Raw genomic sequence first — 17,188 nt, 5'->3', positions numbered from 1 at the left:
CCCTCCAGGTGGGTGTCGGGTCTTCTAGAGCTCTTCGGGATCGACGCCGGTGAGCCGCATCGCCTCCTCCAGCAGCGTTTCCACGATCAGCTCCTCGGGGACGGTCTTGACGACCTCGCCGCGGACGAAGATCTGGCCCTTGCCGTTGCCCGAGGACACCCCCAGGTCGGCCTCCCTGGCCTCGCCGGGCCCGTTGACCACGCAGCCCATGACCGCCACGCGCAGCGGTTCCGGGAATCCGTCGAAGGCGGCCTCGACCTGCGCGGCCAGCCGGTGGATGTCGACCTGAAGGCGCCCGCAACCGGGGCACGAGACGATCTCCAGCCTCCTGGGCCGCAGCCCCAGCGACGCCAGGATCTGGATCCCGGCCTTGACCTGCTCGACGGGATCGGCCGACAGCGAGACCCGGATGGTGTCGCCGATGCCCTCCCCCAGCAGGATCCCCATCGCCACCGCCGACTTGATGGAGCCCTGGAAGGCGGGCCCGGCCTCGGTGACGCCGAGGTGCAGCGGGTAGTCGCACAGCTCGGCCAGCAGCCGGTTGGCCGCGATGACCACGAGCGGGTCGTGATGCTTGACGGCGATCTTGAGATCGCCGTAACCGTGCTCCTCGAACAGCGAGCACTCCCACAGCGCCGACTCCACCAGGGCCTCCGGCGTCACCCCGCCGTGCTTGGCCAGCAGCCGCGGATCGAGGGACCCGGCGTTGACGCCGATGCGAATCGGGACGCGCGCGTCGGCCGCGGCCCGGGCGATCTCACCGATCTTGTCGTCGAAGCGCTTAATGTTGCCCGGATTGACCCGCACCGCCGCGCATCCGGCGTCGATGGCGGCGAAGACGTAGCGGGGCTGGAAGTGGATGTCGGCGACCACCGGCAGGTTCGAGCGCGCGGTGATGCGCGGCAGCGCGTCGGCGTCGTCCTGCGACGGCACCGCCACCCGGACGATGTCGCAGCCGGCGGCGGTCAGCTCGGCGATCTGCCGCAGCGTGGCGTCGACGTCGGCTGTCGGCGTCGTCGTCATCGACTGCACCGAGACCGGCGCGTCACCTCCCACGGCGACGTCACCGACCATCAGACGGCGGCTGCGGCGACGCGGGCGCAGCGCACCCCGCGCCGGTACCGGAATCGGGTTCACGCCGACACCCCGTCCCCGGCCCGCACCGGCTCGATCCCGGTGTCGAGGTCGGCGAGCACCCGCGAGGCGATCGCCTCCGCCGACAGCCCGGCCCCGGCCAGCAGCTCCGGACGCGGCCCGTGCTCGATGAAGGCGCCCGGCAGCCCGAGCTCACGGACGGGCGTGCGCACCGCCGCGTCCGCACAAGCCCGCGCCAGCGCGCCACCCGGTCCCCCGGCGCGGCTGGCGTCGGTGACGGTCACGGCGTAGCGGTGGCGGGCGGCGAGACCGGCGAGACCCGGGTCGACGGGCAGCGACCAGCGGGGATCGACGACGGTGACGCCGATGCCGCGCGCCTCCAGGATCGCCGCGGCGGCCAGGCAGACCGGCGCGAGCGCACCGTAGGAGACGATGAGCACGTCCAGGGGCATCCGCCGTCCCCTGTGAAGCACGTCGAGCTCGCCAATGCGCGCCACGGCGGGCACGTCGGCCCCGGCGGCGGCCTTGGGGAAGCGCAGGGCGGTGGGCCCGTCGCCGATCGCGGCGGCCTCGCGCAGCAGCTCACGCAGGCGGGTGGCGTCACGGGGCGCGGCCAGGCGCAGGCCCGGGACGCAGGCCAGCAGCGCCGGGTCCCACATGCCGTGGTGGCTGGGCCCGTCGGGCCCGGTGATCCCGGCCCGGTCGAGGACGAAGGTGACCGGCAGGCGGTGCAGGGCGACGTCCATGAGCACCTGGTCGAAGGCGCGGCTGAGGAAGGTCGAGTAGATCGCCACCACCGGGTGCAGCCCGGCCATGGCCAGCCCGGCCGCCGACGTCACCGCGTGCTGCTCGGCGATGCCGACGTCGAAGAAGCGCCCGGGGAAGCGCGCGCCGAAGAGCGCGGTCCCGGTCGGGCCGGGCATCGCCGCGGTGATCGCCACGATGTCCTCCCGCGCCTCACCGAGCGCGACCAGCTCCTCGGCGAACACGTCGGTCCAGGTGGGCGCGGCGGGCAGACCCGTGCCGGTGGCGGGATCGAGGACGCCGACGGCGTGCATCAGCTCGGCGTCGTCACCGCGGGCGGGGGCGTAGCCGCGTCCCTTCTCGGTGCGGCAGTGGACGACGACGGGCCGGGCCAGGTCGCGCGCGGCGCGCAGGGCGTCCTCGCAGGCGGCGATGTCGTGGCCGTCGACGGGTCCGAGATAGGCCAGGCCGAGGTCGGCGAAGACGTTCCCGGACGCGCCCTCGCCCAGGGCCGCCAGATGCTCGGCGAGACCACCCACGGTGGGGGCGTAGGAGCGCCCATTGTCATTGAGGACCACGATCACCGGCCGCGAAGGCGCGGCGGCGATGTTGTTCAGCGCCTCCCAGGCCATGCCGCCGGTGAGGGCGCCATCGCCGATGACGGCGACGACCGCGCGCCCGGACTCACCCCGCAGGTGGCGGCCCTTGGCGATACCGTCGGCATAGGACAGGGCGGTCGAGGCGTGCGAGTTCTCGATGTGGTCGTGCGGCGACTCCCGCCGCGACGGATAGCCCGACAGGCCACCGGTCTGCCGCAGCCGGGCGAAACCGGCGGCCCGGCCGGTGAGGATCTTGTGGACGTAGGCCTGATGCCCGGTGTCGAAGAGCAGCGTGTCGGCCGGTGAGTCGAAGACCCGGTGGAGCGCGATGGTCAGCTCGACCACCCCGAGGTTGGGACCGAGGTGCCCGCCGGTGGCGCACACCCCGTCGATGAGGAACTCGCGCAGGCGCCCGGCGAACCGGTGGGCCTCCTCTGTGCTCATGTCGCGCAACCGGGTCGCATCACCGGGCACATCCATCGATTCATCACTCCACATCGGCTCGGGCGATCCGGAAGTCGTTCCGGAATCAGGAAAGCCGGGTGAATTCCGGCCCGGCACCCGCATCCGGGGCCGTGTTGTTGCGTTGAGCAAGTGTGTTGCGCGCTTCAGAACGGATGGGAGTCGCCCGATGACGAGTCGTATGCCGAACCCCCGCCTGCGCGCGCTGCTCCATGAGGCGCGCTGGACCGGCTCCGCCTTCGCCCGCGCCCTCAGCGACTGCGCCGCCGAGAACGGCCTGCCCACCCGCTTCGACCGCACCTCGGTCTCCCACTGGCTGGCCGGACGCCGCCCCAGCCCACCCGCCCCACGGCTGATGGCCGAGATCCTCGCCCGCCGCCTCCACCGCGCGATCACCGCCGCCGACCTCGGCCTGGCCGAACCCGAGGACGCCACGCCACCGTGGTGGGAGGCGGGCGTGCTCGGCCAGCTCGACCACGTCCACGACCTGGGCGGCCGCGGACCCGGCTCCGACGTGTACAGCGTGGCCGTGGCCGCCGCCGTGGCCACCACCCGCCGCGCGCCCCTACCGTCCCCAGTGGACGACGGTCCGCGCCTGGACGCCTGCCGCATCCGCGCCGCCGAGCACATGCTCACCGTGCTCTCCGAGGCCGACGTCGCCCGCGGCGGCGGCCACATCCGCCAGGCCGCCACCGGCTACCTCGCCACCCACGTCAAACCGATGCTCACCGCGCCTGGCAGCGCCAAGAGACGCGCAAGCGCCCAGCTGATCGCCGGGCGCATCGCCTACCTGTGCGGCTTCGCCTCCTTCGACGTCCGCCGCCACGCCGAGGCCCAGCGCTACTACCTCATCGCCCGCGGCCTGGCCGCCGACGCCGGCGACGTCCGCCTGCACGCCTTCAGCCTCCGGCAGATGTCGGTCCAGGCCCACGACCTGGGACACCACGCGCTCGCCCACGACCTGGCCGAGTCGGCCGTGGCGCTGGCAGGGCCGGGCGTGGACGGCACCGACCGGGCGTTCTTGATGGCGCAACTGGCCGTCACCGCCGCCGGGGTCGCCGGGCCGCGCGCCGCGATGGCGGCGCTACGGGCCTGCGAGCGGGCCCTCGACGGCCGCCCCGACGCCCGCCGCGCCATCGGCAACTACCACCGGGCCGCCCTGGCCCACACCGAGGCGCTCGTGCGCGGCCACCTCGGCGAGCCCCGCGCGGCCACCACCGCGCTGCGCGCCTCCATCCTGCGGCGCCCGCCCATCGAGCGACGCGCACGCGTGCTCAGCCTGGCCCGCCTCGGCGGCCTGCACCTGTCGCAGGGGCACCTGGGCAGCGCCGTGGAGGCCTGGAACACGTTCATGGAGGAGGCCCCCCACATCGACTCCCGCCGCGTGGACGCCGCCCTCGCCCAGGTCCGCGCGAGCCTGCGCAGCCATCCCAACGACCCGGGCGCGCGGGCGCTGCTGCGCCGGATGGCCGGCGAGCGACGGCGCTAGATCTGTGTGGTGTCAGTAGGCGCCGTTGGCGATGGCCTTCTGCACGTTCTCCTGGTGCTCGGCCTCGGTCACCGCGAAGGCGGAGTTGCCCTCCTTGTCGATCTTCACGAAGTACAGCCACTTGCCGTCCACGGGCGCGAAGGCGGCGTCGAGGGCGGCCTTGCCGGGGTTCCCGATCGGGCCTGGCGGCAGGCCCCTGTTGCCGTAGGTCTGGTACGGGTTGTCGGGGTCGTGGTTCTCGGCGTCGGTGAGGGCGTCCTTGCGCTCCTCGCCGTTGAGTTCGCGCCAGTAGTTGGTGGTGGAGTCCATGTTCAGCAGCGGCGGGTCCCACTGGTCGGGGTCGAGGCGGTTCCACACGACCCTGGAGATCTTCCCGAAGTCCTTCTCGATGCCCTCGCCCTGGATGATCGAGGCGATGATCAGGGCCTCGTAGGGGGTCACGTGGTGCTCGTCGGCGAGCGCGCGCAGCTTGTCGGTCTCGGCGACGGCCATGAACTTGGCGACCATGGTCTTGAGGATCTCGGTGGCGTTCATGCTGGCGTCGATCTCGTAGGTCGCCGGGAACAGGAAGCCCTCCAGGCCCTTGGCGGGTTCCTCGCCGTCGTCGCGCTTGTACCAGGACGCGTCGATCCCGAGGGCCTTGGTGTCCTTCGCCGCTTCCTCGAAGTCCTTGACGGGGATCTTGAAGGCCTTGTTGAGTTCGGCGTAAATGCGGAAGGTCTGCCAGCCCTCCTTGACGGTGAAGCCGTCGACCACGCGGGTGGCGGGGTCGAGCATGAGGGTGAGGGCGGCCTTGGCCGACATGCCCTTGCGCATCTTGTAGACGCCGGGGCCGATGGAGGCCGCGCGCGGCTCGTTCATGGTGGCCGCCACGAAGGCCTCGGTGCTGGCGACGACCCCGGCGGTGTGCAGGGCCTTGCCGATGGCGCTGAGCAGGGATCCCTCTTCGACGGTGACCAGGACGTCGCCGGAGCCCTCGCCCTCGAAGTCCTCCGGGCCGCTGAAGCGCGTGTAGCCGGCCCAGGCCGCGACCAGCGCCAGCACGCTCACCACGCCCAGGACGGCGATGAGGCGGCCCTTGCGGGTCTTGCGGCGGTGGCTGCGCGGGCGGCGCTGGCCCGGCTGGCGTGCGGATCTGTCGGACACGAGGGGATCCTGATTCGAGCTCGGCGGCGGCGGACACCCTTATGGACGAGGTGACCGCCGCCGCGCGTTGCCCCTTGCCGGGCGCGGATTCGGCTAGCGGTGCCCGAACAAGCGTCCGGCGGCCTCGGCCAGGCCCTCGCCGCCCGCCCAGGCCACGTAGCCGTCGGGGCGAATCAGCAGGGCGTCGGCGGGCGGGTTCTCGCAGTCGGCGCGCACCACCGCGACGGTGTCGCTGGAGAACCCGGCGGCGCCGCCGAAGTCGAGCACCAGCGGGCGCGCCTCGGACAGCAGCCCGGCGGTGCCCTTGCGCCCGTCGGCCGTGGTGATCGGCAGGTCCGGAAGGGGCAGCCCGGCCAGCGGATGCGGTGACCACGTGTCGTAGCGGACGTCGCCGCCGTGCAGGGTCGCCGCCATGTGGCGGGCGGTGTCGGCGTGGGCGAAGAGCTCGGCCAGCATCCCGCGCAGGGCCTCCCCTTCGGCCCCCTCGGCGCGTTCGAGGGCGGCCTGGGCGCGGGTCTGGGCCAGGGCCCGCGCGGCGACGGCGCGCCGCTCGGTGCCGTAGGTGTCCAGCAGGTCGGGTCCGCCGCGCAGGGCGGCGGCGAGCTTCCAGCCGAGGTTGACCGCGTCGCCCATGCCGACATTGAGCGCCGAGCCGCCGGCCGGGAAGAGGTGCGCGGCGTCCCCGGCGAGGAAGACGCGCCCGGCGCGGTAGCGCTCGGCCAGCCGCGCCTGGGAGACCGTCGCCGAGAGCCAGATCGGCTCGCCCAGCGGCAGGTCGCGTCCCAGCACCCGGTCCAGGGCCGCCCGGAAGTCGGTTTCGGTCACCGGGCCGGTGGGCCGCTCGCCCTTCTCCCGGACGCCGACGACGAGCACGCCGGGCTTGAGGGAGGTGGCCAGGACGCGCCCGGCCGGGGTCCGGTTCCAGCCCGGCGCCAGGTCCGGGCCGTCGGCGAAGATCCCGGTGTCGGGGGCCGCGAAGTGGCCGAGCCACACGACCTCGTCGTCGGTGGTGCCGGGGAAGCCGATCCCGGCCATGGCGCGCACGCGGCCGCTCCCGCCGTCGCAGCCGACGGCGTGGCGAGCGCGCAGGCCGAAGCCGTCCCCGGTGACGGTGACGCCCTCGGCATCCTGGCCGACGCCGGTCACGTGCTGGCCCCAGCGGACCTCGACGCCCAGCTCGGCGGCCCGCTCCCGCAGCCGCTCCTCCAACAGCGGCTGCTGGATCAGCAGCATCCGCAGCGGGATCCCGTCCAGCCCGGCGAAGCGCAGGGGGACCGAGCCGAACGGGAAGCCCACCGGGACGCCGAGGAAGGCGCTGCCCTCGCCGAGCCGGTCGAGCAGGCCGCGCAGTTCCAGCAGATCGATGATGTGCCCGCCGATGCCGTTGGCCTTCGGCGTATCGCCCGGCTCGGTCCGCCGGTCGAGCACGATCGGGACGACTCCGGCCGCCCCCAGTTCACAGGCGAGCATGAGCCCGACGGGCCCCGCTCCGATGATCACCACGTCTTCCATGTTTGTCAGGCTAGATTGACAGCCGCGAGTTTGTCAATCTAGACTGACACGGCGGGGCTAGACTGGCCCCGTGGAGATGAACGACCTCGCCGAACGGATCCGCTCGGCCGACCCCGCCCTCGGGCTCCGCGCCGTCGGCGCCCTGCACCGCCTCGCCGAGCAGGTCGAGGCCGCCTCGGTGGCCGCCGCCCGCGAGAGGGGGTGGACCTGGGAGCAGATCGGCGACGCGCTGGGCATGTCCCGCCAGTCGGTGCACGCCAAGTACGGCAAATAGCACAGCCGGAAAGTGACGCAGTTGGAAAGTGAGGACGTCCATGTTCGGTACGGAGAAGAACCCGTTCGCGGTGATCGTGAAGGCCTCGGCCGAGGAGTCCCGGCGCCGCGGCGACCGGCGCATCGGCACCGAGCACCTGCTGCTCGGCATCCTCGCCGCCGCCGACCGTCCCACCCGCCCGGCCGTCACCGGCCTGCTGCCCGGGATCGACCTGGCCGCGGCCCGCGCGGCACTGTCCGACATGGACGCCGCCGCCCTGCGCGCCATCGGCCTCGACATCGACCCCGCGCCGGTCGCCGCCCGCCCGCGCCGCCACCCGGCCGTCCCCGGCACCGCCCTGACCACCAGCGCACGCGCGGCCGTCAAGACCGCCGTGCGCTCCACCACGCTCAAGGACCGCAAGGAGCGCATCGCCGCCAGCCTCCTGGTGGCGCTCCTGGAGCAGCCGCACCCCGACCCCGTCGCCGACCTCTTCGAGCGCCTCGGCGTCGACCGCGAGGAGACCCTCGCCCGCCTGACCCGCTGAGGCCAAGATCACCTGACCGTCCCTTTTGGTGCACCGTGAGGTAGAACTGAGCGTCTGTACCGTTCACCGACGGAAAGGACGAGCATGACTCTCTCCCGGCGCGCGATCCTTGGAGCGGCCCTCCTGCCACTGGCGGCCTGCGGCACGACCGAGGAACCCGCCGCGGCCGGGCCCTCACCGTCCGCCTCGGCACCCGCGCCCGACGAGGGCCTCACCGCGCTGGAACAGCGCTTCGGCGCCCGCCTCGGCGTCTACGCCGTCAACACCGGCACCGGCGCCACCATCGCCCACCGCGCCGACGAGCGCTTCGCCTTCTGCTCCACCTTCAAGGCCCTCGCCGCCGCGGCCGTCCTCACCCGCAATCCCATGTCCCATCTGGACACCCTGGTCACCTACACCCGGGCCGACCTGATGAAGAACTCGCCGATCACCTCCAAGAACGTGGCGACCGGCATGACCATCCGCGACCTGTGCGACGCCGCCATCCGCTACAGCGACGGGACGGCCGGCAACCTCCTCATCCGCGACCTCGGCGGCCCCGGCGAGCTCACCGCCTACGCCCGGAGCCTCGGCGACGACGTCACCCGCATGGACCGCGTCGAGCCCGACATCACCGAGGCCACCCCCGGCGACCCGCGCGACACCACGTCCCCCAGGGCCTATGGCGGCGACTTCCAGAGGATCGTGCTCGGCGAGGCCCTCCCGGCCGAGAAGCGCGACTTCCTCGTCGACCTGCTCAAACGCAACCTGACCGGAGACGCCCGCATCCGCGCGGGCCTGCCGAAGGACTGGGTCGTCGCCGACAAGACCGGCACCGGCGACTACGGCACCCTCAACGACTTCGCCGTCGCCTGGCCGCCCTCCGGCGCGCCACTGCTCATCGGGATCATGTCCAGCAAGGACACCCAGGACGCCCCCTACGACCAGGCCCTGCTGGCCGAGGCCGCCCGGTACGCAGCCGAGCGCCTCACCGGCGGCTGAGACGCCGGAACCGGTGCGGTCCCGGGTGGGGCCGCACCGGCCTCGTGGACGCCGGCCGGGGGACTCAGTCCGCTCCCCCGAGCGCGCGCAGCAGCTCGGCCTTGGACATCGTCGAGCGGCCCTTGATCCCACGCTGCCTCGCCTCGTTGTACAACTGCTCCTTCGTGCGCCCGCCCGGCCCGGAGTGCGAGCGCAGTCCACCGCGCCGTGATGAGGAGATGTCACCGGTCGAGGAACGACTCGCGGTCCTCGTCCGGCCCGCCCGGGCCCGGTCCTTGTTGACCGTGCGGGCGGCGATCTCCTCCGCGCGGCCCTCGGAACGGCCCGCCTCCAGCTCGCTGTCGCGGATGTGCCCGTATTTGCGTTCGTCCTTCTTCGTCCACTCCTTCGGCATGACGACTTCCTTCCTCGCAGTGGGCGCCATAGACGGGGCGCACGGGTGGCATACCCGAACCGAGGTCGATGAAACGCCCCGAAAGTCTGGTTTTTTCGCACATGCCCGGGGTATCCGGTAACCGCACACGTTGCGAGACCCTTGGAGGCACGAACATGCAGAAGACCTATCAGAAGTCCGTCGACGTCGAGGTCCCCGTTCCCACCGCCTACGCGCAGTGGACGCAGTTCGAGTCCTTCCCGGAGTTCATGGAGGGCGTCGACGAGGTCCGCCGCACCGGCGACCGGCTCACCCACTGGCGCACCAGTATCGGCGGCGTGACCCGCGAGTTCGACGCCGAGATCGCCGAGCAGCGCCCCGACGAGCGCATCGCCTGGCACGCCATAGACGGCGTCCGGCAGGCCGGCGTGGTCACCTTCCAGCGCCTCGACGAGACCCGCACTCGCGTCCACCTCCAGCTGGAACTGGAGACCGAGGGCCCGGCCGAGACACTCGCGGCCGCCTCGGGCATCATCGGCGCCCGCATCCACGGCGACCTCAAGCGCTTCAAGGAGTTCATCGAGACGCACGGGCCCGCCACCGGCGAGCGGCGCAGCAGGATCGATCCGCCCACCCAGTCCGCTCCGCCCGTCCTCTAGACACTTCCGACGACCCCCGGAGCGGCCGCGACACGCCCTCCGGGGCCCCTTGCCGTCCCACCCGGAAAAGAGAAACCCATGAACGCCGTCACCGCCATCACCGCCGACCACCGCGTCCTGGAGGCCCTCTTCGGCCGCCTCCAGAAGGGCGAGGGCGAGCCCGCCGAGGTCCTCGCCGAGATCAAGGCCCGCCTCCTCGCCCACAGCGTCGCCGAGGAAGAACACGTCTACCCGCTACTGGTGCGCGAGGAGCCCGGTGAGAAACCCGCCGTCCACCACGGCGTCGCCGAGCACCGCGAGGCCGAGGAGAAACTGGCCGCCGCCGAAAAGGCCCTCGGCACCAACGGCTTCGACCGCGCCTGCCAGGACCTCGTCGACGCGGTGAGCCACCACGTCCGCGAGGAGGAGGACGGCATCCTGCGCGCCCTCGCCGAGGCCACCCCCGCCGCGCTCCTCGACGCCGCCGGGGACGCCTTCGAGCAGCGCCGGGCCACAGAACTGGCCGGGCACGGCTACACCGCCTGAGCCGAAACGGGCTCACCCGCCCGCGAGCCGACGCCCGCCGGTCCGGCCGCGACGGCACGGTGACGGAACTCGATGCGCCCCGGTCCGCCACCGGAATCGCTAGAGTGACCGTCATGACCCGCTTTCGCTTGCGCCTCAACGAATACGAGGTCCGTCCCGTGCCCGGCGGGATCGAGCTCTACCGGATCGGCTCACTGGGCTACCCGCTGAAGCTGGCCGTGGTCACCGGCTGCGAGTCCTCGTCCCCGGAGTGGACGTGGACGCCCGGCAACCGCGCGGCGATGCCCGAGGAGCCCGGCGATGTCCTCGCCGCAGCGCTGGCCGCGATCAAGGAGTAGACCTCCTCGTCACCGCCGTGGCGGCGCGTGGCATCGTGTCGCCCGTGACAGAACGCGGACGTGATGTGTCGGTCGTGGTCGAGGACGGTGTCGGGCTGCTGGAGATGCAGCGCCCACCGGCCAACCACTTCGACGAGCAGCTCATCGGGGAGATCGTCGACGCCGCCTTCGAGCTGGACGCCGACCCCCGCTGCCGGGCGCTGGTGCTGGCCTCGCAGGGCAAGCACTTCTGCGCCGGGGCCGACTTCGGCGACGGCGGCGCCTTCGCCGGGGACCGCGTCGCGGTCGCCGACCGCCTCTACCGGCGCGCGGTGCAGCTCTTCGAGGTCAAGACGCCGATCATCGCCGCCGTGCAGGGCTCGGCCGTCGGCGGCGGACTCGGGCTGGCCTGCGCGGCCGACTTCCGCGTCGCCGACGCCGCCACCCGGTTCGTGGCCAACTTCGCGCGCCTGGGCTTCCACCAGGGCTTCGCGCTGAGCGTGACACTGCCCGACATCGTCGGACGGCAGGTCGCCGCCGACATGCTGCTGACCGGACGCCGCGTCACCGGCGAGGAGGCCCACCGCATCGGGCTCGCCGACCGGCTCACCGAGCCCGGCGGGCAGCGCGAGGCCGCGCTGGCCTGGGCGCGCTCGATCGCGGCGGCGGCGCCGCTGGCGGTGCGCTCGATCCGGGCGACGCTGCGCGCCGACCTCGCCGAGCGGGTCCGGGCCGCCCTCGACCACGAGCTGGCCGAGCAGAAGTGGCTGTGGGCGACCCGGGACGCTCAGGAGGGCATCACGGCGAGCCTGGAGCGGCGGAACCCGGTGTTCTCCGGCGAGTGAGCCACCGCGGCGCGACGAGCAGGGCGAGCGCGAGGGCCGCGCTCGTCCAGCCGAACCAGTCGCCGAGCCGGGTGTAGGGGGTGGCGCCGGGCCCGTCGGGGAGCACGGCCGAGACGATGGTGAAGCCGGTGCCGTCGGTGGGGCCCTCGGCGAGGATCCGCCCGTGGGCGTCGGCGAGCAGGACCACGCCCTGATCGGCCGACCAGGCCACCGACATGCCGTGCTCGACGCCGCGGATGACGGCGGCGATGGCGTGCTGGCGTCCGTTGGAGTCGCCGTCGCGGCCGGGCAGGACGATGCTCTTGGCCCCGGCGTCGGCGTACGCGCCGGCGGGGTCGGGGAAGTTCACGTCGCGGCACATGCCGAGCGCGACGTCGCCGGTGCCGGGGAGCATGACCAGGTCGGTGCCGGCGGTGAGTCCGCCGCTGGGGTTGGCGTGCCACATGCGGTACATCGCGGGTGGGCCGCCGTCGGCGGGGACGGCCAGGGTCGTGTTGTATTTGCGGTCGTTCTCGTAGTAGATGACGCCGATGGCGACGTCGACGCCGGTGGCGCGCAGGGGTTCGGTGAGCGCGGGCAGGTCCGGGGCGTGGACGGTGAAGGCGCCCTCGGGAACCACGGCGAGGTCGACGTCGTCGGGTAGCGCGGCGATGCGCTCGGTGTAGGCGGCGAGTATCTCGCGTCCCTCGGGTGTGGTGACGTCGGGCGCCCACGGCGAGTGGTCGCGGGCGACGAGCGCGACGGTGCGTCCGGGGCCCGCACCGGCGAGGGGCCGGGCGAGGCCGTAGCCGAGGGCGGCGGCGAGCACGGCGGCGGTGACGATGGCGGTGAGCGCGCGTCCCTTGCGGACGGTGAGCGCGGCGGCCAGTCCGCAGGGGATGAACAGCACGAGGAACTCGATGCCGGTGCCGCCGGTCAGGGACGCCAGGCGCAGCACGACGGGGATGTCGGCCTGCGAGGTGGCCAGCGGGCCGATGACGCCGACGGGGCTGGCCATGCCGATGAGGAAGATCGCGCCCGCCCACAGCGCGGGCGGGGCCAGCGCGGCGGGCAGCGGCCGTCCGGCGGTCAGCAGCGCCCGGTAGAGCGCGACGCCTCCGGCGAACAGGACCGCCTGGCCGACGACGATGGGGATCGCGATCGGGAGGGGCACGTCGAAGGAGTCGAGGTAGTAGCCCCAGGAGTTGGCCGAGCCGAGGAACCAGGCGGCGAAGGCGATCGCGGTGGCGGTGAGCCCGCGCACCCTGGGGGCGACCAGCAGCACCGGCAGTGGCGCCAGCCAGGCCAGGAGGCCGATCGGGGTGAAGCCGGTGCCGAGGTAGAACAGGGCGGCCGAGACGGCGAGCGCGGTTAACGGCGGGACGATCCGGCGCGGTTCAGGCTTCCAGGCCATGAAGGATCCTCCAGGTGGTTCGGCGGCACAGGCCGCGGAAGTCGGGCTCGGACAGGCCGATGCGGCCGCCGAGGTAGAGCTGGACGAGGCCCTGCGAGGCCGAGGTGAAGGCCAGTGAGACCTCCAGGGGGTCGTCGCGGCGCAGGAATCCGGCGTCCATCGCCTCCTCGGCCAGGTCGAGGACGTGCCGGTAGAGCGGTGAGCGCCGTTCGGCGAAGTCCTCGGGGAAGCGGCGGACCGGTTCGCGGCGGTCGGTGATGAGGAAGGTGTAGAGGTGCGGGCTGCCGAGGGCGAAGTCGAGGAAGTCGTCCAGGAGCCCCTCGAAGCGGCCGGGGAAGTCCTCGCCGCGCCGCCCCCAGGTCGCGCCGATCTCGGCGAAGGCGCTGTCGGCGACGGTGCGCAGCAGCGCCAGGCGGTCCGGGAAGTGCTTGTAGATCGCCATGGGGGTGATCCCGGCGGCGGTGGCGACCCGGCGCATGGAGACCGCGTCGGAGCCCTCGTCGGTGAGGATCGCGAGCGCCGCCGCGGTGATGCGGGCGGCGGTGGGGGTGGTCATGGTCTACACCGTACACCAGAGCGGTATACGGTGTAGACCGGCACGGCATTCAGGCCTTGCGCGCCACGATCACCCCGTTGGCACCAGGGGCGTCCAGCGGCACGACGTGGGCGCCGGTGAAGCCGGTCGCGATCAGCCACGCGATGTACTCGGCGGCGGTGTAGTTGCGGCCGCCGGTCTCCACCAGCATGTTCAGGCTCATCAGCGCCGCCGGGGCCGGGCCGGTCTTGTCGTCGTCGACGAGCAGCTCGCAGATCAGCAGCCGCCCGCCGGAGGCGAGCGCGTCGTGGCAGGCGCGCAGGATCCGGCGGCAGGTCGGCTCGTCCCAGTCGTGCAGGATCATCGACAGCAGGACGGTGTCGTGCCCGCCGGGCAGCGGCGGCCGCGGCGCGAGGAAGTCGCCGGGCACGGTGGTGATCCGGTCGATCCCGGCGGCGTTCTCCGCGGCGATGGCGCACACCTCGGGCAGGTCGTAGACCGTGGCCCGCAGCTCCGGGAAGCGGCGGCACAGCTCGATCGCGTAGGCGCCCGAGCCGCCGCCGACGTCGAGCAGCCGGACGGGCGGGTCGGCCGCGAGCACGTCGGCCAGGGTCCGGGCGGTGACGGACGACAGCGAGTGCATGCCCGCCCAGAACGTCTCCAGCATCAGCGGATCGAGGCCGTCGAAGAGATGCCGCTGCCGGGACGGCTCCCAGCTCGTCGGCGCGTTGGTGCGGATGGCGCGCGTCAGCTCACCCCAGGCCGGATAGAGGCGGCGGTCGAACATCTCCACGACGCCGCCGAAGTAGTACGGGCGACCCCGCACCAGGTACTCGGCGGCCAGCGGGGAGTTCACATAGCGGCCGTCGTGGAGTTCCAGCAGCCCGAGCGAGGCGCAGCCGGTGAGCAGCATCTCGGCGGGCCGCTCGGCGATGCCCAGCCCGGCGGCGAGCTCACCGGCGGTGCAGCCGCCGTCGGTGAAGCGGGTGAAGAGATCGAGCTCATGGGCGGCGGCGAGGGTCTTGAAGGACCAGAAGCCGGTGGCGAGGGCCATGAGCGGGAGCGCGGACGCGGTGGCGCTGGACATGCGGGGGCCCCTTCGGGTGAGCGGCGGGTTCGGATGGACATACCCGGGGGGCGGCGATGTCCACTGTGTCGTCACTCTAAGCGATCGCATGATTACCCTGAGTACATGACACTCGCGGATGACCCGCCGCGCCGCCTCAACGCGGCCGAACGCGCGGTTCTGGCGCACGTCATCGCCGGGCCGCGGCCCGGGGCCGGTGACCGCCGGGCCTTCACTCCTTTACACAGTTTTGCCACACCCCCGCGCTCCCCCGCTTGAAAGCACCTTCCTCGCCGCGCGGGAGCGCTCCTATCGTGGCCGCACCCCTCAAGACCCCCCTTTTTTCAGGAGGACCAGGTGCGTTCATCCTTACTCAGACGCGGGCTGCTCACCGGGCTGCTCGCCGCGGTCACCGCGATCACGGCCTCGGGAACCGCGGGCGCGGCGGCTCCCGAGGGCGACGTGATCCACGCGGCCTCACGGCCCATCGCGGGCCACTACGTCGTCTTCTTCGACGAGTCGCGCGCGTCCCTCTCGTCAACCGCGATCGCCGCGGCCTCGGCGTCCCTTGTGGACCGCTACGGCGGGAGCCTGCGGTCGGTGTGGGACACCGCCGTCCACGGCTTCTCCGTCACCGGCATGGACGAGACACAGGCACGGCGGCTGGCCGCCGACCCGTCGGTGCGGCAGGTGCGGCAGTCGGGCACGGCCGTCGCCTTCGACGAGCAGGCCAATCCCCCCAGCTACGGCCTGGACCGCGTGGACCAGCGCAAGCTGCCCCTCGACAGCAAGTACATCTACAACAACACCTCCGCCGGGGTGAACGTCTACGTCACCGACACCGGCATCAAGTACACCCACCAGGAGTTCGAGGGACGCGCCAAGCTCGGCGCCGACTTCATCAACGACGGCCGCAACGGCGAGGACTGCTTCGGGCACGGCACACACGTCTCGGGCACCATCGCCGGCAAGACCGTCGGGCTGGCCAAGAAGGCCAACCTGTTCTCGGTGCGGATGCTCGGCCAGAACTGCGGCAACACCGGACCCGACTCCGCCGGCATCGACGCGCTCAACTGGATCGCCAAGAACGCCGTCAAGCCCGCCGTGGTGAACATGAGCTGGGGCTTCGACGACGCCCACATCGGCGACGCGGCCCTCAAGGCCGTCAACGACGCCGGGATCCCGATGGTCGCCGCGGCCGGGAACAACGGCGGCGACGGCTGCTCCTTCGGACCCGGCGGCGTCTACGCGCCCATCATCAACGTCGGCAACTCCAACAAGACCGATAACAAGAGCGGCACCTCCAACTACGGCAGCTGCCTGGACCTGTGGGCACCCGGCGAGAACATCTACTCCGCCTACTACAGCTCCAACACCGCCTACTCCAACATGACCGGCACGTCCATGGCGTCCCCCCATGTGGCCGGCGCGGTCGCGCTCTACCTCCAGGGCCACCCCTCGGCCACCCCGGCACAGGTACAGGACTTCATCGTCACCGGCTCCACCCCCGACGTCCTCCAGGGCAACATCGGCTCCGGCTCACCCAACAAACTGCTCTACTCGCGCGGCGACTCCGGCCCGCCGCCCGGCAACGACTTCTCCATCGGCGTCTCCCCGTCCCAGGTCAGCGTCGCGCCCGGATCGGCCGTCTCGGCCTCGGTGGCCACCACCCTGGTCAGCGGCACGGCCGAATCGGTCGCGCTCTCGGCGAGCGGACTGCCCTCAGGCGTCACCGCCACGTTCCAGCCGGAGTCGGTGACCGCCGGTGAGTCGGCGAAACTGAGCCTGGCGGCGTCGGCGGGCGCGCAGCCGGGCACCTATCCGCTCACGGTGACCGGACGGGCGGCCTCGGCCACCCACGACGCGCCCTTGAGCCTGGTCGTCACCGGCGGACCCGGCGGCGGCAACGACTTCTCACTCTCGCTGTCGCCCACCTCCGGCACCGTCCAGGCGGGACAGTCGACGACCTCCACCGTGTCGACCACGGTCGTGACCGGCACCGCCGAGACCGTGCGGCTGACCGCCAGTGGCCTGCCCACAGGGGTCACCGCGACCTTCGACCCGTCCTCGGTCACCGCCGGCGGCACGTCCCGGCTGACGGTGGCCACCGCGTCCAGCACTGCCGCGGGCACCTACTCGGTGAAGGTCACCGGATCGGCCGACTCCGCCACCCACGACGCGACCTTCACCCTGACCGTCACCCGAGTCCAGCCCGGCAACGGCATCCAGAACGGCGGCTTCGAGACCGGCACGCTCACCGGCTGGACGCCCACCGGCACCACCGGCGTCACCGGCCCCGGCCGCACCGGCTCCTACGCGGCCAAACTCGGCGGCGCGAGCGGGACCTCGTCGATCTCGCAGACCTTCACCGTCCCCACCGGCAAGAGCACCCTGTCGCTCTACTACCGCCAGAGCAACTGCGCCACGTTCAACGACCAGACCGTCGTGGAACTGACCGACACCGCCACCGGCCAGAAGCAGACCCTGGCCACCGGCTACTGCTTCAACGGCACCTTCTGGTGGCCGGCGCAGGGCACGGTCACCACCGGGCACAGCTACACCATCACCGTCCGCCACACCACCACCGGGCAGTCCTCGGCCGCCATCGACGACGTCGTCCTGTCCTGACCACCCCCACCGGGGGCGG

General features: G+C 72.7%; 17 protein-coding genes. 9 read left to right on the top strand and 8 right to left on the bottom strand.

Features of this window, described 5'->3' with window-relative positions; genetic code table 11:
* Nucleotides 1–24 precede the first annotated feature (24 nt).
* Together ispG and QSK10_RS13420 are read right to left on the bottom strand one after the other, a co-directional pair.
* Nucleotides 25–1,137 carry a flavodoxin-dependent (E)-4-hydroxy-3-methylbut-2-enyl-diphosphate synthase gene (ispG, locus tag QSK10_RS13425; RefSeq protein ID WP_285663100.1) on the bottom strand — a complete coding sequence of 371 codons (1,113 nt, stop codon included), beginning with the start codon at nucleotides 1,135–1,137 and terminating at the stop codon, nucleotides 25–27.
* Nucleotides 1,134–2,936, bottom strand: coding sequence for a 1-deoxy-D-xylulose-5-phosphate synthase (locus tag QSK10_RS13420; protein ID WP_285663099.1), 1,803 nt, complete (start codon nucleotides 2,934–2,936; stop codon nucleotides 1,134–1,136). The genes ispG and QSK10_RS13420 overlap by 4 nt, the downstream gene beginning before the upstream one ends.
* 133 nt (nucleotides 2,937–3,069) lie before the next feature.
* Between QSK10_RS13420 and QSK10_RS13415 the strand changes: the two genes are divergently transcribed.
* Nucleotides 3,070–4,389, top strand: a complete 1,320-nt coding sequence (locus QSK10_RS13415; RefSeq protein ID WP_285663098.1) for an NsdA family TPR-like regulatory protein — start codon at nucleotides 3,070–3,072, stop codon at nucleotides 4,387–4,389.
* A gap of 12 nt (nucleotides 4,390–4,401) precedes the next feature.
* Here QSK10_RS13415 and mltG read toward each other — a convergent pair whose 3' ends face one another.
* Complete coding sequence (gene mltG / locus QSK10_RS13410) at nucleotides 4,402–5,535, bottom strand: endolytic transglycosylase MltG (RefSeq protein WP_285663097.1); 1,134 nt, start codon at nucleotides 5,533–5,535, stop codon at nucleotides 4,402–4,404.
* 93 nt (nucleotides 5,536–5,628) lie between these two features.
* Nucleotides 5,629–7,047 carry an FAD-dependent monooxygenase gene (locus tag QSK10_RS13405; protein ID WP_285663096.1) on the bottom strand — a complete coding sequence of 473 codons (1,419 nt, stop codon included), beginning with the start codon at nucleotides 7,045–7,047 and terminating at the stop codon, nucleotides 5,629–5,631.
* A 70-nt stretch (nucleotides 7,048–7,117) separates the two neighbouring features.
* On the opposite strand from QSK10_RS13405, the gene QSK10_RS13400 reads away from it, so the two are divergent.
* The 3 genes from QSK10_RS13400 (at nucleotide 7,118) to bla (ending at nucleotide 8,828) form a co-directional block, all read left to right on the top strand.
* Nucleotides 7,118–7,321 (top strand): RNA polymerase subunit sigma-70, encoded by a 204-nt coding sequence (locus tag QSK10_RS13400; protein WP_432705326.1) that lies wholly within the window; start codon nucleotides 7,118–7,120, stop codon nucleotides 7,319–7,321.
* A 40-nt stretch (nucleotides 7,322–7,361) separates the two neighbouring features.
* Nucleotides 7,362–7,847 (top strand): Clp protease N-terminal domain-containing protein, encoded by a 486-nt coding sequence (locus QSK10_RS13395; protein WP_285663095.1) that lies wholly within the window; start codon nucleotides 7,362–7,364, stop codon nucleotides 7,845–7,847.
* Nucleotides 7,848–7,931: 84 nt separating this feature from the next.
* Entirely contained in the window at nucleotides 7,932–8,828 is an 897-nt protein-coding gene (bla, locus tag QSK10_RS13390) for a class A beta-lactamase (RefSeq protein WP_285663094.1), read from the top strand.
* Between the two features lie 64 nt (nucleotides 8,829–8,892).
* Here bla and QSK10_RS13385 read toward each other — a convergent pair whose 3' ends face one another.
* On the bottom strand, nucleotides 8,893–9,222 hold the full coding sequence (locus QSK10_RS13385; RefSeq protein WP_285663093.1) for a plasmid stabilization protein: 330 nt from the start codon (nucleotides 9,220–9,222) through the stop codon (nucleotides 8,893–8,895).
* Nucleotides 9,223–9,377: 155 nt separating this feature from the next.
* Between QSK10_RS13385 and QSK10_RS13380 the strand changes: the two genes are divergently transcribed.
* The 4 genes from QSK10_RS13380 (at nucleotide 9,378) to QSK10_RS13365 (ending at nucleotide 11,547) form a co-directional block, all read left to right on the top strand.
* A complete protein-coding gene (locus QSK10_RS13380; RefSeq protein WP_285663092.1) occupies nucleotides 9,378–9,860 on the top strand; it encodes an SRPBCC family protein in 483 nt (160 codons plus the stop codon).
* 78 nt (nucleotides 9,861–9,938) lie between these two features.
* Entirely contained in the window at nucleotides 9,939–10,385 is a 447-nt protein-coding gene (locus tag QSK10_RS13375) for a hemerythrin domain-containing protein (protein ID WP_285663091.1), read from the top strand.
* Nucleotides 10,386–10,498: 113 nt separating this feature from the next.
* Nucleotides 10,499–10,723 carry a hypothetical protein gene (locus tag QSK10_RS13370; RefSeq protein WP_285663090.1) on the top strand — a complete coding sequence of 75 codons (225 nt, stop codon included), beginning with the start codon at nucleotides 10,499–10,501 and terminating at the stop codon, nucleotides 10,721–10,723.
* A 44-nt stretch (nucleotides 10,724–10,767) separates the two neighbouring features.
* Nucleotides 10,768–11,547, top strand: coding sequence for an enoyl-CoA hydratase/isomerase family protein (locus tag QSK10_RS13365; protein ID WP_285663089.1), 780 nt, complete (start codon nucleotides 10,768–10,770; stop codon nucleotides 11,545–11,547).
* Here QSK10_RS13365 and QSK10_RS13360 read toward each other — a convergent pair.
* Genes QSK10_RS13360 through QSK10_RS13350 form a run of 3 tightly spaced genes read right to left on the bottom strand, consistent with a single transcriptional unit; the run spans nucleotide 11,501 to nucleotide 14,562 of the window.
* The gene (locus QSK10_RS13360; RefSeq protein WP_285663088.1) at nucleotides 11,501–12,940 is read right to left on the bottom strand and encodes a hypothetical protein; all 1,440 of its coding nucleotides are present in this window, start codon (nucleotides 12,938–12,940) and stop codon (nucleotides 11,501–11,503) included. The genes QSK10_RS13365 and QSK10_RS13360 overlap by 47 nt on opposite strands.
* Nucleotides 12,924–13,496, bottom strand: a complete 573-nt coding sequence (locus tag QSK10_RS13355; protein WP_285663087.1) for a TetR/AcrR family transcriptional regulator — start codon at nucleotides 13,494–13,496, stop codon at nucleotides 12,924–12,926. Before QSK10_RS13355 ends, QSK10_RS13360 begins: the two co-directional genes overlap by 17 nt.
* A gap of 49 nt (nucleotides 13,497–13,545) precedes the next feature.
* Nucleotides 13,546–14,562, bottom strand: coding sequence for a methyltransferase (locus QSK10_RS13350; RefSeq protein WP_285663086.1), 1,017 nt, complete (start codon nucleotides 14,560–14,562; stop codon nucleotides 13,546–13,548).
* Between the two features lie 336 nt (nucleotides 14,563–14,898).
* Between QSK10_RS13350 and QSK10_RS13345 the strand changes: the two genes are divergently transcribed.
* Entirely contained in the window at nucleotides 14,899–17,169 is a 2,271-nt protein-coding gene (locus QSK10_RS13345; RefSeq protein WP_285663085.1) for a S8 family serine peptidase, read from the top strand.
* Nucleotides 17,170–17,188 lie beyond the last annotated feature (19 nt).

Origin of the sequence: Actinorhabdospora filicis (assembly GCF_030269765.1) — a bacterium.
GTDB lineage: Bacteria > Actinomycetota > Actinomycetes > Mycobacteriales > Micromonosporaceae > Actinorhabdospora > Actinorhabdospora filicis.
Note: the sequence above shows the minus strand (reverse complement) of the source record. Positions and strands in the feature narration are given on the sequence as shown.

What these genes read in the sequence shown, in the direction of transcription:
- QSK10_RS13420 (WP_285663099.1), bottom strand. Translation starts at nt 2,936, where the DNA reads ATGTGGAGTGATGAATCGATGGATGTGCCCGGTGATGCGACCCGGTTG.
- QSK10_RS13415 (WP_285663098.1), top strand. Translation starts at nt 3,070, where the DNA reads ATGACGAGTCGTATGCCGAACCCCCGCCTGCGCGCGCTGCTCCATGAG.
- QSK10_RS13405 (WP_285663096.1), bottom strand. Translation starts at nt 7,047, where the DNA reads ATGGAAGACGTGGTGATCATCGGAGCGGGGCCCGTCGGGCTCATGCTC.
- QSK10_RS13395 (WP_285663095.1), top strand. Translation starts at nt 7,362, where the DNA reads ATGTTCGGTACGGAGAAGAACCCGTTCGCGGTGATCGTGAAGGCCTCG.
- bla (WP_285663094.1), top strand. Translation starts at nt 7,932, where the DNA reads ATGACTCTCTCCCGGCGCGCGATCCTTGGAGCGGCCCTCCTGCCACTG.
- QSK10_RS13385 (WP_285663093.1), bottom strand. Translation starts at nt 9,222, where the DNA reads ATGCCGAAGGAGTGGACGAAGAAGGACGAACGCAAATACGGGCACATC.
- QSK10_RS13380 (WP_285663092.1), top strand. Translation starts at nt 9,378, where the DNA reads ATGCAGAAGACCTATCAGAAGTCCGTCGACGTCGAGGTCCCCGTTCCC.
- QSK10_RS13375 (WP_285663091.1), top strand. Translation starts at nt 9,939, where the DNA reads ATGAACGCCGTCACCGCCATCACCGCCGACCACCGCGTCCTGGAGGCC.
- QSK10_RS13370 (WP_285663090.1), top strand. Translation starts at nt 10,499, where the DNA reads ATGACCCGCTTTCGCTTGCGCCTCAACGAATACGAGGTCCGTCCCGTG.
- QSK10_RS13360 (WP_285663088.1), bottom strand. Translation starts at nt 12,940, where the DNA reads ATGGCCTGGAAGCCTGAACCGCGCCGGATCGTCCCGCCGTTAACCGCG.
- QSK10_RS13355 (WP_285663087.1), bottom strand. Translation starts at nt 13,496, where the DNA reads ATGACCACCCCCACCGCCGCCCGCATCACCGCGGCGGCGCTCGCGATC.
- QSK10_RS13350 (WP_285663086.1), bottom strand. Translation starts at nt 14,562, where the DNA reads ATGTCCAGCGCCACCGCGTCCGCGCTCCCGCTCATGGCCCTCGCCACC.